Origin of the sequence: Pseudomonas sp. SO81, from assembly GCF_030374125.1 — a bacterium.
GTDB lineage: Bacteria > Pseudomonadota > Gammaproteobacteria > Pseudomonadales > Pseudomonadaceae > Aquipseudomonas.
This window is the reverse complement of the sequence record NZ_CP126126.1, coordinates 662,902-678,480: the sequence shown is the minus strand read 5'-3', so window position 1 is coordinate 678,480 and position 15,579 is coordinate 662,902. Positions and strand designations below refer to the sequence as shown.

18 protein-coding genes are annotated in these 15,579 nt (G+C 67.7%); 3 read left to right on the top strand and 15 right to left on the bottom strand.

Annotated features, from left to right (window positions below; genetic code table 11):
* Positions 1–6: 6 nt before the first annotated feature.
* From OH686_RS03195 to OH686_RS03165, 7 genes are all read right to left on the bottom strand, one after another.
* A complete protein-coding gene (locus OH686_RS03195) occupies positions 7–516 on the bottom strand; it encodes an HPP family protein (RefSeq protein ID WP_289536130.1) in 510 nt (169 codons plus the stop codon).
* A gap of 5 nt (positions 517–521) precedes the next feature.
* A complete protein-coding gene (locus OH686_RS03190; RefSeq protein WP_137972737.1) occupies positions 522–770 on the bottom strand; it encodes a DUF1272 domain-containing protein in 249 nt (82 codons plus the stop codon).
* Positions 771–803: 33 nt separating this feature from the next.
* Positions 804–1,787, bottom strand: a complete 984-nt coding sequence (locus OH686_RS03185) for a GlxA family transcriptional regulator (protein ID WP_289536129.1) — start codon at positions 1,785–1,787, stop codon at positions 804–806.
* Between the two features lie 85 nt (positions 1,788–1,872).
* The gene (locus OH686_RS03180) at positions 1,873–2,964 is read right to left on the bottom strand and encodes a DNA topoisomerase IB (RefSeq protein ID WP_289536128.1); all 1,092 of its coding nucleotides are present in this window, start codon (positions 2,962–2,964) and stop codon (positions 1,873–1,875) included.
* The gene (locus tag OH686_RS03175) at positions 2,961–3,653 is read right to left on the bottom strand and encodes a DUF421 domain-containing protein (protein ID WP_289536127.1); all 693 of its coding nucleotides are present in this window, start codon (positions 3,651–3,653) and stop codon (positions 2,961–2,963) included. The genes OH686_RS03180 and OH686_RS03175 overlap by 4 nt, the downstream gene beginning before the upstream one ends.
* Before the next feature lie 10 nt (positions 3,654–3,663).
* Complete coding sequence (locus tag OH686_RS03170) at positions 3,664–3,948, bottom strand: DUF1652 domain-containing protein (protein ID WP_137972741.1); 285 nt, start codon at positions 3,946–3,948, stop codon at positions 3,664–3,666.
* Positions 3,949–4,079: 131 nt separating this feature from the next.
* Positions 4,080–4,346, bottom strand: a complete 267-nt coding sequence (locus OH686_RS03165) for a hypothetical protein (protein WP_137972742.1) — start codon at positions 4,344–4,346, stop codon at positions 4,080–4,082.
* Between the two features lie 236 nt (positions 4,347–4,582).
* Here OH686_RS03165 and OH686_RS03160 point away from each other — a divergent pair, with 236 nt between their 5' ends.
* Positions 4,583–4,765, top strand: a complete 183-nt coding sequence (locus OH686_RS03160; RefSeq protein WP_289536126.1) for a PLD nuclease N-terminal domain-containing protein — start codon at positions 4,583–4,585, stop codon at positions 4,763–4,765.
* Between the two features lie 118 nt (positions 4,766–4,883).
* Positions 4,884–5,744, top strand: a complete 861-nt coding sequence (speE, locus tag OH686_RS03155) for a polyamine aminopropyltransferase (protein WP_289536125.1) — start codon at positions 4,884–4,886, stop codon at positions 5,742–5,744.
* 65 nt (positions 5,745–5,809) lie between these two features.
* Here the strand turns inward: speE and OH686_RS03150 are convergent, their stop codons facing one another.
* The 8 genes from OH686_RS03150 to OH686_RS03115 all read right to left on the bottom strand — a co-directional run bounded on the left by OH686_RS03150 (position 5,810) and on the right by OH686_RS03115 (position 13,291).
* On the bottom strand, positions 5,810–6,610 hold the full coding sequence (locus tag OH686_RS03150; protein ID WP_289536124.1) for a substrate-binding periplasmic protein: 801 nt from the start codon (positions 6,608–6,610) through the stop codon (positions 5,810–5,812).
* 146 nt (positions 6,611–6,756) lie between these two features.
* A complete protein-coding gene (locus OH686_RS03145) occupies positions 6,757–7,764 on the bottom strand; it encodes an alpha/beta fold hydrolase (protein ID WP_289536123.1) in 1,008 nt (335 codons plus the stop codon).
* A gap of 118 nt (positions 7,765–7,882) precedes the next feature.
* Positions 7,883–8,374 (bottom strand): YdcF family protein, encoded by a 492-nt coding sequence (locus OH686_RS03140; protein ID WP_289536122.1) that lies wholly within the window; start codon positions 8,372–8,374, stop codon positions 7,883–7,885.
* A gap of 125 nt (positions 8,375–8,499) precedes the next feature.
* Entirely contained in the window at positions 8,500–9,039 is a 540-nt protein-coding gene (locus OH686_RS23310) for a methyl-accepting chemotaxis protein (protein ID WP_502942796.1), read from the bottom strand.
* Positions 9,040–10,134: 1,095 nt separating this feature from the next.
* Positions 10,135–10,485 carry a VOC family protein gene (locus OH686_RS03130; RefSeq protein WP_289536120.1) on the bottom strand — a complete coding sequence of 117 codons (351 nt, stop codon included), beginning with the start codon at positions 10,483–10,485 and terminating at the stop codon, positions 10,135–10,137.
* 3 nt (positions 10,486–10,488) lie between these two features.
* Complete coding sequence (locus tag OH686_RS03125; protein ID WP_289536119.1) at positions 10,489–10,926, bottom strand: hypothetical protein; 438 nt, start codon at positions 10,924–10,926, stop codon at positions 10,489–10,491.
* 113 nt (positions 10,927–11,039) lie between these two features.
* Entirely contained in the window at positions 11,040–11,930 is an 891-nt protein-coding gene (locus tag OH686_RS03120; RefSeq protein WP_289536118.1) for a DUF2950 domain-containing protein, read from the bottom strand.
* Positions 11,931–11,944: 14 nt separating this feature from the next.
* The gene (locus tag OH686_RS03115; RefSeq protein ID WP_289536117.1) at positions 11,945–13,291 is read right to left on the bottom strand and encodes a DUF3300 domain-containing protein; all 1,347 of its coding nucleotides are present in this window, start codon (positions 13,289–13,291) and stop codon (positions 11,945–11,947) included.
* A 211-nt stretch (positions 13,292–13,502) separates the two neighbouring features.
* Here OH686_RS03115 and OH686_RS03110 point away from each other — a divergent pair, with 211 nt between their 5' ends.
* A complete protein-coding gene (locus OH686_RS03110; RefSeq protein ID WP_289536116.1) occupies positions 13,503–15,578 on the top strand; it encodes an LTA synthase family protein in 2,076 nt (691 codons plus the stop codon).
* Position 15,579 lies beyond the last annotated feature (1 nt).

Below are 15,579 nucleotides of genomic sequence, written 5' to 3'. Positions count from 1 at the left end.
TTGAGGTCACCAGTACTTGGGGTAGCGCGCTGTACGCGTGGCGTTGTTGTAGACCAGTGCCACCAGCATCAGCAGCAGGGCGCCGGTGAGGGTGGGGAACAGCAGGAAATCCCAGCCCGGCTGGGCGAGGAAGATGATCACCGGGTTGGAACCGGCCGGCGGATGCACGGTGCGGGTCAGCATCATCAGCGCGATGGCCGTGCCGACCGCCAGGGCCAGTGCCCACCACTGCGGGCCGAAGGCCTGCAGCAGAAGCAGGCCGACCAGCGAGCTGAGCAGATGGCCGCCGACCAGGTTGCGTGGTTGCGAGAACGGCAGGTCGGGGTAGCCGAACACCAGCACGCAGGAGGCACCGAAGGAGCCGAGCAGCAGGCTCAGCGACAACCAGTTGCCGGTGCTGGCGACGCAGGCGATGGCCAGCGCGCCACCGAGCCAGGCCAGGGCGATCTGCTGCCAGCTGGAGCGTGGCGGCAGGTTGGCGGCATCGCCGCGCAGCTTGTGTACTAGATCGAACATGCTCGTCACTCCGAGGCGGCGCAGCCGGCGGGTTTGAAGGTGCGTTCGCTGGTGGCGGGCGAGCGCGCCAGCTTGGCGGCGGGGCGTATCGGCCGGCGCACCAGCTCGCCACCACAGTTCGGGCAGATGCCCTGCAGGCGGTCTTGCGCGCAGTCGACGCAGAAAGTGCATTCGAAGGAGCAGATGCGCGCGTCCAGCGACTCGGGTGGCAGGTCGCGGTCGCAGCATTCGCAGCCGGGGCGCAGTTGCAGCATGGTGGTTCTCCTTGGCGCGAGGGGGTGAGTGATTCAGGCGAAGCGTTCGGCGTAGTCCTGGGGGCTCACCGACAGGTGTTTGTGGAAGGTGCGGCGCAGGTTCTCCGGATGGCGGAAGCCGGTCAGCCGCGCCACGGTGCTGATCGAGGCGCCGGCGTCCTGCAGCAGCAGACGCGCCGATTCCAGGCGCAGCTGTTCAACGTAGCGACCGGGACCCATGCCCAGCTCCTGGACGAACAGCCGCGACAGGCTGCGCGCGGAGAGATGGGCCTGCTGCGCCAAAGCCTCCAGCGACAGGTCGGCGGCCAGGTTCTGCGCCATCCATTCCAGTAGGCCGAGCAGGCGCGGCGTGCGGCTGGCGTCCGGGGCGAGCAGGGCGCTGAACTGCGCCTGGCCGCCGGGGCGGCGCAGGAACATCACCAGGCGCCGGGCCACGGCCAGGGCCAGCGGGCGGCCCAGGTCGGCCTCGACCAGCGCCAGGGCCAGGTCGATGCCGGCGGTGACCCCGGCCGAGGTGAAGACATGGGCATCGCCGTCGCGGCCGGTCGGGTCGTAGGTATGCAGGCGATCGCCGTCCACCTCGATGCGCTCGTGGCAGCGCAGGGCCGCCACATCGGCCCAGTGCGTGGTGGCGCGGCGCCCGTCGAGCAGGCCGGCGGCGGCCAGGATCAGCGCGCCGGAGCACACCGAGCCGAGGCGGCGGATCTGCGGCTCGGCGCCGCGCAGCCAGGCCAGCAGCGCCTGATTGGCGCATTGCGCGGTCTCACCCAGGCCACCGGGGATCAGCAGGGTGTCCAGCCCGGCCGGATCGCAGTCGCGCCAGGCCTGGTCGGCGACCAGGCGGAAGCCGGCGGAGGTGGCCAACGCACCGGGTTCATCGGCCAGCACCAGCAGTCGATACGCCTCGGCCTGGCCCTGACGGCGCAGCTCGACGTTGGCCGAGGCGAATACCTGCAGCGGGCCGGTGACGTCGAGGCTCATCACATCGGGGTAGATCAGGCTGGCGATGGTGCGCATGGGGTTTCTCCAGAAGCTTGTGGCGAGTCTGCGCCCGCCCGGTTCTGGCAACAAGGACAATCACCCCACAGATATGGCCAGTCGCTCAGTTGGTCTGCGACAGGCGCTCGAGAAAGCGCAGCAGCAGGCTCTCTTCCTCGCGCAGGCCCTGGCGTGGCTTAGCGGCGCGCAGTGCAGCCAGGCTGCCGTCGAGGAAGGCGTCGATCACCGCCGGATGGATGTAGCACTTGCGGCAGATGGCCGGGGTGTTGCCGAGCAGGCGTGAGACCTGGCGGGTGACCTCCACCACCTGGCTTCTGGCTTCGCTGTCGCTGCTCGGGCGCAGTTCGCGCAGGCGTTGCAGGGCCAGGGCGCTGCCGGCCCAGGTGCGGTAGTCCTTGGCGGTGAAATCGCTGCCGGCGTGGCTCTGCAGGTACTGGTTGACGTCCGCCGAGCTGACCCCACGGCGCTCGCCGGCCTCGTCCAGGTACTGGAATAGCTGCTGGCCAGGCAGCTCCATGCAGCGCCGTACCGCCCGGGCCAGGCGCGGGTGGGTGAGGCTGACGCGGTGCTCGACACCGCTCTTGCCGCGGAAGTGGAAGCGGATGGCGGCGCCGGCCACCTCGACATGGCGGTTGCGCAGGGTGGTGAGGCCGAAGGACTTGTTGTCCCGCGCGTACTGCGGATTGCCGACGCGGATCAGAGTCGAGTCGAGCAGGGCGACCACCGTGGCCATCACCTTGTCGCGGCCCAGATCGCGCAGGGCCAGATGCTCCTCCACCTGACGGCGCAGGCCGGGCAGGGCGCGGCCGAAGTCGAGCAGGCGCTCGTACTTGTTGCAATCGCGCACCTCGCGCCAGCGCGGGTGGTAGCGGTACTGCTTGCGCCCGCGGGCGTCGCGGCCGACCGCCTGCAGATGGCCGCGCGGATCGGGGCAGATCCACACGTCGGTGTAGGCCGGCGGAATCGCCAGGGCGTTGATGCGCTTGATCTCGTCGGCGTCGCGAATGCGCTCGCCGTCCACGTCGAAATAGGCGAAGTGGCCGCGCAGCTTGCGGCGGCTGATGCCGGCCTGGCGGTCATCGACATACACCAGGTCCGGCGGCAGCACGGGGCACAGCGCGGTGCCGGTGTCTTCCCGCTCGTCGGCCGGCTGTGGGCAGGTGCCACTGGCCAGCGGCGGCGCCTGTTCGCTCATCGCTCGCGCTTCCAGTCCAGAGCCTGGTTCCACAGCTCGCCGCCGCAGCGGGCGCAGGTGGCGTCATGTTTGGCCTGTAGCGGCTGCGGATTGCCACAGCGGTTGCAGGCATACAGCCCGTCGGCGGGGATGTGCTGGTAGGTCGGATTGAGCTCTTCCGGCAGCACCGACAGGCCGCTGTGGGTCTCCTCGGCGGGGAAGCAGTACAGGCTGAGATCGCCATCGACCTCGAGGATGCCCAGGCGCACCTGGCCCAGGTGCTGTACGCCGGCGCGGCGCAGCTCCATGTGGAATTCGTCGCTGGAGATGTTCTGCGCCTCCAGGGCGCCGAGCTCGTACAGGCCGTCGCGAATGATCACCACCGGCTTGCCCTCGACCCAGTTGCCGAAGCGCGGGCTGTGCTTCATCAGGCGGGTGGTCAGGCTGTAGAGCACCAGCAGGGTGATGAACACCATGGCGACCGGCAGCAGCGGTACGTCGTGGTAGAACGACATGTCGCCGGCGGCCGAGCCGAGGGTGAGGATCACCACCAGCTCGAACAGCGACAGCTGGCGCACGCCGCGCCGCCCGGAGACCTTGAGGAAGATGAACACGGCCGCGTAGGCCAGGCAGGCGCGCAGCGCTACCTCGCCAAGGAAGGCCACGGGAAAATCATCGAGCAGCATGCGCTGCCAGTCGAAAGCTTCCATGCGCACCTCCTCAACCGATCTGCGGATTGCTCCAGGGCATGGACCAGGGCGCCAGCTCGTAGCCATCCTTGCTCAGCTCCAGGCGCGCCAGCTCGACCAGGCCGGCCAGGCGCGCCGGGTCGCCATACTGCGAGCGCGCCACATGCGCCTGGGACAGCAGCTCGACGTCGCTATCATCGAATACGCGGAAGGAGAAGCTGGCGTCTTCGCTGTCCGCCCGGGTTTCGCAGGCATGCGGCAGGAAGGCTTGTTCGACGATGTGCAGTGCCTCTTCGAGGCTCAGGGCGGTGCTCATGCGGCGCCTCCGTCTGTGGCTGTTAGTGAGTAGACGGGGCGGCAGCCGTTAGGTTCGTACAGAAAAGCGAAGCCCCCTGGGCCGGATGGCGCAGGGGGCTTCTGTTGGCGGCAGGCCGGGGGAGCGGAGAGTTACTCGGGCATGCTCCAGGGATCGAGCGAATAGCCCTGACGGCTGATCTGCTCGCGGGACTGGGCCAGGGCGTCGGCCAGCTGCGCCGGGTCGGCATAGGTGCGGCTGTCCAGCTGGGCCTGGCTCAGGCGGCGGTTGGTGCGGTCGATCACCGCCAGGGTGATCACGCCGGTACCGTCCTGCGGTTGCCAGGCGACACACTGGAACGGCTGGAAGGCGCGGCCGGCGATCAGAAGAGCTTCGTTGACGCGGAGCGAGGTGTTCATGGGTCTGTTCTCCAAGGATGCCCAATGTGCGATCTGGCCAGCGAAAGCACGTATTGCCGCGGCCTGTGAACTGTTGATGGCGAAACCTGACCTTGGAGTCACATGCTGTCGTAAAAACATAGAAATATGTCGCATGTCGGCGTTTTTAGGGGCTTTGCGCCCTGTGGCGAGCTTTGCGACGGCGCCGCTGCGCTGGTTATCCTAGGTTGTAGCCCCACCTCACAAGGAGTGACACCATGCTCTACAGCCTTATGTCGCTGATCATCTTCGCCCTGGATATCTGGGCGATCATCAATGTGGTGAGGAGCCAGGCCGATACCCTGAAGAAGGTGCTCTGGGTGGCCCTGATCGCGTTGCTGCCGGTAGTCGGCCTGATCATCTGGGCGTTGCTGGGTCCGCGCGGCAACATGAAGTTCTAGTCACACATCCTGTTGCCTCGCCCGGCTGGAGCCGCCGGGCGTATCTCCTTACAATGCGCGCCTTCTTCATGGGCGGGCCTGGTCCGTCCGAATCCACCAGCGACGACGGGGGTCACCCATGAGCGATTACCAAGAAACTCTCTACGACGGCTATGGCCAGCGCTTTCGCATGGACAGGCTGCTGCACGAGGTGCGCACCGAGCACCAGCATCTGGTGATCTTCGAGAACGCCCGCATGGGCCGGGTGATGGCGCTGGACGGGGTGATCCAGACCACCGAGGCCGACGAGTTCATCTACCACGAGATGCTCACCCATGTGCCGATCCTGGCCCACGGCAACGCCAAGCGCGTGCTGATCATCGGCGGCGGCGACGGTGGCATGCTGCGCGAGGTGCGCAAGCACCGCGGCGTGGAGAGCATCACCATGGTCGAGATCGACGGCACCGTGGTCGATATGTGCAAGGAGTTCCTGCCCAACCACAGTTGCGGCGCCTATGACGACCCACGGCTGAACCTGGTGATCGACGACGGCATGAACTTCGTGGCGACCACCACCGAGAAGTTCGATGTGATCATCTCCGACTCCACCGACCCGATCGGTCCGGGCGAGGTGCTGTTCTCCGAGAACTTCTACCAGGCCTGCCGCCGTTGCCTGAACGACGGCGGCATCCTGGTCACCCAGAACGGCACGCCGTTCATGCAGCTAGACGGCGTGCAGAACACCGCCGCACGCATGGACGGCCTGTTCGCCGACTGGCACTTCTACATGGCCGCCGTGCCGACCTATATCGGCGGCAGCATGACCTTTGCCTGGGGGGCTACCTCCGCGGACTACCGCAAGCTACCGCTGGACACCCTGCGTCAGCGCTTCGCCGGCAGCGGCATCGTCACCCGCTACTACAACCCGGAGATCCACCTGGGCGCCTTCGCCCTGCCGCAGTACGTGCTGCAGGCGGTGAACAAACCGAGCAACGACTGATGTGATGGGTGGATGAACAAGCCGGCGAATGCCGGCTTTTTCGTTTCTGTTGGGCTGAGAAGGTGCTAACGGCTCAGATAGCGCTGGCGCAGCTCTGCTTCGCGTTGCTGGCGCTGCTCGCCGATGGCCTGCCAGAGCCGCTCGGCGCGCTCGGGGTGGGCGGCGTAGAACTGATGCGAAAGCGGCAGGTACCAGTGGGCCTGCACCAGGGGCGTGGGCAGTTGTACCAGTTGCCCCTGCAGGCCCTCACGCTTGATCAGGGCCAGGCCCAGCTCGGTCTCCAGCACATAGCCGTCCAGGCGTCCCGCCGCCACCAGCCTGAGCGCGGTGGCTGGCGTCAGCGATTCATTGGCCAGCACTCCCAGGCTCTGCAGGTACTGGCTGACCGCGTAGCCCAGCGGTGCGCCGACGCCATGGGTGATGCCCTGAAAACGCTGGCCGTCCCACTGCAGCGCGCTGTCGGGCCGTACGATGATCCGGTAATCGGCCGGCCACAGGCTGCGGCTGGGGTCGACGGGAGTCTGGCTATCGACGGAGCGTCCCGGAAAGCGTCCCCAGGCATCGCGATCGGCCCACCACACGGCGACGAACACGCCGTCGCTGGCGCCCTGGCGCACCTCATGCACGCAACGCTTCCAGGGCTGGCGATGCAACACCAGCTGCAGCTGCGCAGTGCGCGCCGCCTGCTCGATCAGCTCCATCACCAGGCCGGGATGCTCTGCCGCCAACCCGGGAGGGGCGCTGGTATAGGGCGACAGGTCCTGACTCTCGTAACACAGTCTGAGCTGCGGCCAGTCCTCGGCGTGCACCGCAGATACCAGCAGGCCACTGAGCAATGGCAGAACCCATAGGCGCCGACCAGGCATGGTTCGACCCTCTTTCCCCGATGCGCTAAGCATGGTCGGCAGTGCAGGCGCCGTCCAGAAGCGCAAAAGCCGGCAGATGCCGGCTTTCTTCACGCGGTCGTTGCCGTGCCATGGACCGGCCGGCAGCGAGGTGGCGATAGCACCCTTTACATGGTGATCAGGCCTTTCAGCAGCGCCCGGTGGAAGCGCTCCGGCGCCTCGACCTGCGGCGAATGGCCCAGTTCGGGGAACTCTACCAGCGTGCCATTCGGTAATGCGGCGGCGGCCTTGCGGCCCAGCTGCGGATAGTTGCCCAGGCGCTCGGCGAGTTCCTTGGGCGCGCGATTGGCGCCGGGCGCGGTGCGGTCCTTGCCACCGATCAGCAGCAGGGTCGGCGCCTGGATACGGCCGAACTCGTGGATCACCGGCTGGCTGAACAGCATCTCTGCGGTTTGCGCCTGGTTCCAGGCGACGATCTCGCGGCCCTTGCCGTGGTACAGGCCGACCTGCATGTCCACCCAGCGGTCGTATTCCGGCTGCCACTGGCCGTTGTAGTAGAAGCGCAGCTGGTAGTTCTTGATGCTCTCGAAGCTGGCCTTCAGCTCGCCCTGGTTGAGCTGGTCAATGCTGGCGTAGGGCACGCCCTCGGCCTGCCAATCCTCCAGGCCGATGGGGTTGACCAGTACCAGCTGCTCTACCGTCTGTGGGTGATTGATGGTGAAGCGGGCGGCGAGCATGCCGCCCATTGAGTGGCCGATCAGCGTGACCTTGGCTACGCCGAGCTGGTCCAGCAGGGCCTGGGTATTCAGCGCCAGCTGGTTGAAGCTGAACTGGTAGCCACGCGGTTTGCTGGAGGCGCAGAAGCCGACCTGGTCCGGCGCGATCACCCGGTAGCCCTTGTCGCTCAGGGTCTTGATGGTCGGCTCCCAGGTGGCGCCGCAGAAGTTCTTGCCGTGCAGCAGCACCGCGGTATGGCCGTTGGCCTGGCCCGTGGCGGCGACATCCATGTAGGCCATGGACAGGCTCTGGCCCTGGGACTGGAAGTTGAAGCGCTGCTGCGGATAGGGATAGTCGAAGCCTTCCAGCTGTTCGCCGTAGCTCGGCGTGGCGGCATGGAGGGCGGTGCTGCTGGCCAGCAGGGCGGCGCACAGCAGGGTGGAATTTATCCTGGGCATGGGAAGAGTCCTGGCGATGGAAACCGCGGCATTTTTAGGACAGTACCGCGCCGTCGAGAAAGCCTCGCACTGTGCCCGGATGTTTCCGCACGGTCCCGATCTAGAGCACCGCAGGCGCTTATCTGGCGCAGCGCGGTGCGGCGGGCGTGAGCCGTATGGCCAGATGGCCGAGGTAGAAGAAGGTCTCGTAGGCCAGCGATTCGGCCTTGGTATTCCAGCTGCGATAGCGGCTGGTGGGCGTGGGTGCGGCGTAGGCGGTGATGCCGATGTCGCGTGCCAGCGTCATCGCCCGCTTCATGTGCAGGGGATCGCTGACGATCAGCGCGTTGCCGAGCCCGTGCTGTTTCATCAGCGCGCAGGCCTGGGCCAGGTTTTCGGCGGTGACGGTGGAAACCGCCTCGGTCAGCATGCGCCGGGCCGGAACCCCGGCGGCGAGGGCGTACTGGTGGGCGACCGCGGATTCGGCGTGCGCATCCGCCATGCCGATGCCGCCGGTGAGGATCAGGTAGTTCGCCGCCTGCTGCTGGATCAGGTGGATGCCGTGCTTGATCCGCTCCTCGAACACCGGCGATGGCCGGTTCTGCCACACGGCGGCACCCAGCACGATCACCGCATCGACCCTGGCGGGCGCCGGCTCGCCAGCGTAGCGGGCGATCTGCAGCGCGGCCGCGGCGATTGCGCCGATCAGCAGCGCCAGCAGGGTCAGGCTCAGCCGGCTGGAGGTACGCCGCAGGCTCAGCGCTGTTCCACCCGCTGATGCAGCTGCTGCGACAGCTGTTCCAGATGCTCGCCCAGGCTGACCAGCGACTCCTGGGCGCTGAGCAGTTCGGCGCTGGCGGCGCGCTGGCGCTGGCTGGCCTCGCGTTGCGCTGCGCTGTGGTCGCGCACCCGGATCAACTGCTGATGGGCCTGATCCAGCGCCTGGCTGTGTTCGAGGATGGCGCCGGAGAGGTTGGCGGTGAGGCTGGCGTTCTCGGCCAGGGCCTCGCCCACGTCACTGACCTGCCCGGCACCGGTGTTGACGATCTGTTCGGACTGGCCGAGCACGCTCTGCACCGTGTCGGCGGTCTGGTTGCTGCGCTGGGACAGCGAGCGCACCTCGTCGGCTACCACCGCGAAGCCGCGCCCGTGCTGGCCGGCACGGGCCGCCTCGATGGCGGCGTTGAGCGCCAACAGATTGGTCTGCTGGGCGATGGCGCTGATCATCTGCATGGATTCGGCGATGCGCTGGTTGCTCGCCTGGATCGCCTGCATGCTGTCCTGGGCCTGTTGCATGCGGGTGGCGCAGGCGGTGACCTGGCCGCTGCTGTGCTGGGTGTCCTGGCTCAGCTGCTGCATGTGCGCGGTGCTCTGGGCCAGGCTGGCGAGCACCTCATGCACGGCCAGGTCGAGCTGGTGCATGGCGTCCGCCTGCTGCTGCACATCGCCATCGATGCTCTGGCAGCGCTGGCGCATGTTGTCGAGGGTGCGGTAGAGCTGCTGCGACAGCTGGCGCAGGTCGCTGGCGCTGTGGCGCACCTCGTCGAGCAGGCTGGCCAGTTGCTGGCTGCCGGCGGTGGCGGCCTTGCCAACCCGCTCGGCCTCCTGCAGATGCTGCTGGGCGCCGTCCAGCGCCTGCTGGCGCACCCGCGCGCTGTACCACTGGGCCAGCCACATGGTGATCACCGGCAGCAGGAAGCCCGAATATTCGTTGACCATGGCGTCGCGCGCGCTTAGCTCGAACTGCGGCAGGGCTGCGCCGGAGCGGTCCAGACGGATCAGCCAGAACACGAAGACCAGCTGCAGCAGGCCCCAGAACGCCGCGCTGCGCCCGCCCAGCAGCAGGTAGGCGAAGCCGATCACCACCAGCGGCCAGAAGATGTGCGCGGAGTGCAGGCCGCCGAGTTGGTAGATGAGGATCATCGCGTAGCTGCTGATCAGCGCCATGGCGAAATTGGCCACCGCGCGGGCCGGCAGCCAGGCCTGGCGCAGCATCAGCAGGGCCAGCGGCATGCCGATGATCAGCAGCAGCGAGCCCTGCACCAGGGCGTCGTTGCCCAGGCGAGCCCACTTGATGCCGCTGTACAGACCGATGGTGAGGCCGCACAGGCTGAAGAAGGCGAGCATCCGGCTCAGCAGTTGGTCGCTGGGGGCCAGCTCTGTCTGCGGCATGAGGGTGGTTAATAGCCCTTGTTGCATGGGAGGCTCCGTTCTTGTTCGTTGTAGCCGCACATATCGGCGATATGGCGCTTCGGCTTTAGCCGGTGAGAGTCGAATGATGGCACTTGGCCGTGTTCGGCAGATTACTCAGCCAAAAGGATGACGTCGCACATTTGACGACAAAGCGCTTGATACGGCCGTTTCGTCGTCCAGAAAGGCGAGAAAGTCGCCTTATTCCGACCAGACGGCGTATTCGTTGCCGCTGGGATCGGCGAAGTGGAAGCGGCGGCCACCGGGGAAGGCGAACACCGGCTTGAGGATGCGCCCGCCTGCCGCCTCTACCGCATTCTGCGTGGCGTTGAGGTCGGCGCTATACAGCACGAGCAGTGGGCAGCCGCGGTCGCTGGCGAAATCCAGCGCCGCGCGGAAGAAGCCGCCATCGATACCGGCGCCGACGAAGCAGCTGTAGTCCGGGCCGTAGTCGACGAAGTTCCAGCCGAACACCTGGGTGAAGAAGACCTTGCTCGCCTCGGGTTCGCGGCAGGGGATTTCAAGATAGTTGATGGAGTGGTGCTGGTGCATGGCTTATTCCTCGCAGTCTTGCAGTTCGGCCCGGCCTCGGTCCTGGACGGCGTCCAGGCGAGCGAGATCGGATACGTCCATGGCGCGGGCATCGACCTTGTATTGGGAGACCAGGATGCGCGCGGTGCCGGCGATCACGCATTTGCCGCCTGGCAGCTGTGCCGGAACGCCGAGCTGGGCGAAGGCCTGTGCCTGGTTGGCGAAGTAGAACCAGGGCAGGCGGGCGTCGTCCTGGTCGCGGGGAATGGCGGCTGCGCTCGGGCCCTGGGGAAAGAAGCACAGCTGCGAGTTGATTTCGTCGTGGGGGCGGTAGCTGTATTCGCCGCGCAGGGCGAGCTGGCCGCGATAGAAGCGCTGCTCGCCGTCACGGTGATCCAGCTGCAGGCCGTTGGCATGGACTAGGGCGGGTAGCAGGACGGCGAGGATGAAGAGGGTGCGCATGCAAATCGTCCTGATCGAGGGCGCTGGCGCGCCGAGTCCACTGGTGCGGCAGAACCTAGCAGGCATCGCCGCGGATGTCTGCCACCCCGATGGATTTCAGGACCCCGCGCGGGTCAGGGGAGGTCTTCCTCCGGCGCCTCCTGCCAGCTGCCGTCCGGGTCGAAGCGGGCCATGGCCAGCGCCTGCTTGTCACCCTCGGGGCCGAGGTCCTTCTCGAATACTTCGCCCTCGTGGCTGATCATGAAGCTCATCACCCCGCTGTTGCCGTAATCGGCGGGCCAGGCGATCAGGGCGAAGCCGCGGCTCATGTTGTTGCCGAGCCGGTAGTTGTAGGCGCCGCCGGGTGCCGAAGGGCCCTGGGCTTCGAGGATGCGGTAGCGGTAGCCGTGCCAGTCGCCGTCCGGCAGCTCGTCGCCGAACAGCGGCCCCAGCGGGCTTTCTTCCACGCCCGGCTGGTCGGGCCAGTACAGGCCGTCATGCTTGCCGTCGCTGCTGACGAACTGCCGGGCGTATTCCAGTACGCCATCGCCGTCGCGGTCCACCTCGGCGTAGTCCATCTGCGCATCGTGGTAGGCGCGCACCGCCTGCAGGGTGGCCAGCTCGTTGCGGCCGATGCGGCGCAGGCGGATGGTCTCGCCGCCGGCCCGGGTGTCGAAGAACCAGCCGTCCTTGCCGCGCACCAGTGGCAGCGGCAGTTCCCAGGCGCTGTTGCCGACCACCAGGCGCGAGCGGTTGCGGGCCTCCGGGCGGATCTCGTGTTTTTCCCGGTACAGGGCGAGGAAGGCGTCGACGTCCTCGCGCTCGACACCCTCGCGCGGGATGTAGCTGCGCCAGTCGTTGCCGAGCAGCGCCGCCAGGCGCGTGGCGTCGGCCTGCTGGGTACCGAGGGCGGCGACGAAGGCGGCGGCGGCTTCCTCGGGGCTGGGGAAGGCTTGCTGGGCGTGCAGTCCCTGCACGGGCAGGGCCAGCAGGGTGAGCAGGGTGAGACGCTGGATCGCGTGCATGGCGGGTCTCCTTATCAGCGCCGTCTGGCGCCGCCGCGGGACGAGGACATGGCGGGGCGGCTCACCGCCCGCCCGCTGGCGCGCGACGCCTGCGGACGGCTGGCGGCGGCGCGGCTGGCCTGGCCACGCTGCTGATAGGCGCGTTCCCGGTCGGGCGTGCGGGCGCCGGCAAAGGCGTTGTCGCGGGCGCCGCGCGAGGTGGCGTGCTGTTGGCGGGCCTGCTGGCGGCTCTGCGCCGTGCCGCGCTGACCGGACTGGGCGCGCTGGCGCATCTGATCGGAGTTGCGCATGTCGCGATTGGCGGTCTGCGCCCGTTCGCGGGCCTGGCGGTTGCTGGTGGCCGGGCTGTCGAAGCCGCGCTGCTCCAGGCTCTGCCGCGCCCGTTCGCGGTCGGTGGCGCGCGCCGTGTCGCGGCCGCGCAGCTCCTGGCGTTGCTCGCCGTTGGCCAGGCGCTGGCCGTATTGCTCGCGGCTGGCGCGGTCGCGGTAGGGCACGCCGTCGCGGTTCACCGCGTTGTGCTTCCAGGTCTTGTCGCCGGTGTTGATCTGGCGATTGCTGTTGATGTTGTTGTAGCGGTCCACGTCGATGTCGATGTCGCCACCGCCCCAATTGCAGTCGCCCCACAGCGAGTCGATGATCGCCACGCCCGCGGCGAAGCCGATGCCGGCCACCACCGCGGAGCCGAAGTAGTAGCCCGGTGGCGGCGGGTAGTAGGCCGGCGGGTAGGCCGGGTAGGGCCAGGTGCCATAGACCACGCTGGGGTTGTAGCTGGGCACGTAGACCACCTGCGGATCGGCCGACTCGATGATGATGGTCTGCTGGCTGCTGCCGCCGGTGCTGGTCGCCTGTGCCGGAGCTGCGGCCGGCTGTTCGCTGACCTTCTGCTGCTCGTTGGACTCCAGGTTGCCGGCCTCCTTGGCCTGGCGGCGTAGGCGTTGCACCGAGTCCATCACCTTGTCGGGGCTGGCGAGGAAGGCATCGCCAACCTTCTGTACCCAGGCGGGGTCCTGGCCCAGGGTGATCAGCACGGCGGGGAAGGCCACCAGCGATTGCACGCTGGGGTCCCAGGGCTGGTCGGACACCTGGCGCACGGCATCGTCGCCGCTGGCGTCCGGATGCTCCGTCGACCAGGTCACCGCGTCGGCCACATCGCCGGGGTAGGTGGCGGCCATCAGCACCTGGGCCAGCAGGGCGTCGGGGTACAGGGCCAGCGGGGCGAGCATCTGGTCGAGCTCTTGGTTGCTGAAGACCTGCTCGGTTGTTGTCGCCTCGGCCGCCTGCGCTGGAGGCGTATCGAGACCGATGCAGACCGCCAGCCCCAGGAGGAGTGACAGCAGAGGAAAGGGTGAAGAAATACGCATGGCGCTTCTCCTTGCGCGGAAGAGCGGACGTGGGCGATTGCCGCGCTTCGCCAAGCATAGGTCAGCTTCGCGGCTCTGCCGTTCCGCTCGGCGGGCGCGTTAGGCGCGATGGAATCTGCCAGGCAGGCGACGGTCTACTGCCGCCTCGACGGAATTTTCACCTGTCGGGGCGGACAATTTTCGCCCTCATCAAGACCGGACTCCATTCGTCATGCCTTCAGTGGACGCCCCCCGTTCCCCTGCGCCATCCCTTGCGCCGCTGCCGCCCAGTGTGGCCAGCCACCTGTTCTTCACCCTTGCCAGCGCCCTGGTGCTGATGCTGCTGTATTCGTCGCTGCGCCTGGCGCTGCTGCATCACAACAGCGAGCTGATCGCCGATGTCAGCCGCGGCGATCTGTTCGAGGCCTTCTTCAACGGCCTGCGTTTCGACCTGCGGGTGGTGGTGTACGCCGTGGCGCCGCTGCTGCTGGCGCTGCTCAGCCCGCGCGCCATGGCGGCACGCAATGCCCAGGTGGTGTGGCTGACACTGGTCGCCAGCCTGACCCTGCTGCTCGGCGTGGTGGAAATGGACTTCTACCGCGAGTTCCACCAGCGCCTGAACAGCCTGGTGTTCCAGTACCTGGAGGAGGACCTGGCCACCGTGTCGAGCATGCTCTGGCACGGCTTCCCGGTGGGCCGCTACCTGCTGGCCTGGGCCCTGGCGACGCTGGCGCTGGGCATGCTGTTCCACTGGCTGGACGGCGCTACCCGGCCGCGGCGCGCCAAGCCGGCGCTGGCCTGGTACTGGCGCCTCGGCGTGTTCTTCCTGTGCCTGCTGCTGGCGGTGATCTGCGCCCGCGGCACGCTCAAGCAGGGGCCGCCGCTGCGCTGGGGCGATGCCTTCACCACCGACTCGATGTTCGCCAACCACCTGGGCCTGAACGGTGTGCTGACCCTGGTCGACGCCGCCGAGAACAGCTTCTCCAGCCACCGCGACAACGCCTGGAAGGCCAGCATGCCCGATGCCGAGGCGCTCGCCGTGGTGCGCCAGATGCTGCTCGGCGAGCAGGACGTGCTGGTGGATGAGGGCAGCGCCGCGATCCGCCGCGACTCCAAGCCGCTGGCCGAGGGCACGCTGCCGATCAGGCATGTGGTGGTGATCCTGATGGAGAGCTTCGCCGGCCGCTGGGTCGGCGCCCTGGGCAGCGATGCCGGCATCACCCCGAACTTCGACCGGCTGAGCCAGGAGGGGCTGCTGTTCACCCGCTTCTTCGCCAATGGCACCCATACCCACCAGGGCATGTTCGCCACCATGGCCTGCTTCCCCAACCTGCCGAGCTTCGAGTACCTGATGCGCACGCCGGAAGGCAGCCACCAGTTCTCCGGTCTGCCGCAGCAGCTGGGCGCGCGCGGCTACGATGACCTGTACGTGTACAACGGCAACTTCCAGTGGGACAACCAGTACGGCTTCTTCAGCAACCAGGGCATGCGCAACTTCATCGGCCGCGAGGACTTCGTCGATCCGGTGTTCATCGATCCGACCTGGGGCGTGTCCGACCAGGACATGTTCGACCGCGCCGCCGTGGAGCTGAACAAGCTGGACCCGGCCAAGCCGTTCTATGCGCTGTTGCAGACCCTGTCCAATCACACGCCGTACGCGCTGCCGGAGCAGTTGCCGATGCCGCCGGTGACCGACCGCGGCTCGCTCAACCAGCACCTCACGGCAATGCGTTATTCCGACTGGGCGCTGGGCCAGTTCTTCGACAAGGCGAAGCGGTCGCCGTACTACCAGGACACCCTGTTCGTGATCGTCGGCGACCACGGCTTCGGCAGCCCCGAGCAGCTCACCGAGATGGACCTGTTCCGCCACAACGTGCCGCTGCTGCTGCTCGCCCCGGGCATTCAGGAGCGGTTCGGCGCGCGCCGCGACACCGTCGGTACGCAGATCGACGTGGTGCCGACCATCATGGCCCGCCTGGGCGGCAAGACCCGCCAGCAGTGCTGGGGCCGCGACCTGCTCGGCCTGCCCGAGGGCGATGCGGGCATTGGCGTGATCAAACCGTCCGGCAGCGACCAGACGGTGGCCATCGTCAGCGGCGAGAAGATCCTGGTCCAGCCCAAGGACCTGCCGGCCAAGCTGTATCGCTACGACCTCGGCGCGCGCAAGGCCCAGGTGCTGCAGGGCGACGCCCAGCAGCCGGAGCTGCAGAAACGCCTGGAGGCCTTCCTGCAGGTGGCGACCCAGAGCCTGCTGCGCAACACCGCCGGGGTGGCCGACAGCCCCGGTTCGGCGGCACGCGGCCAGTGAG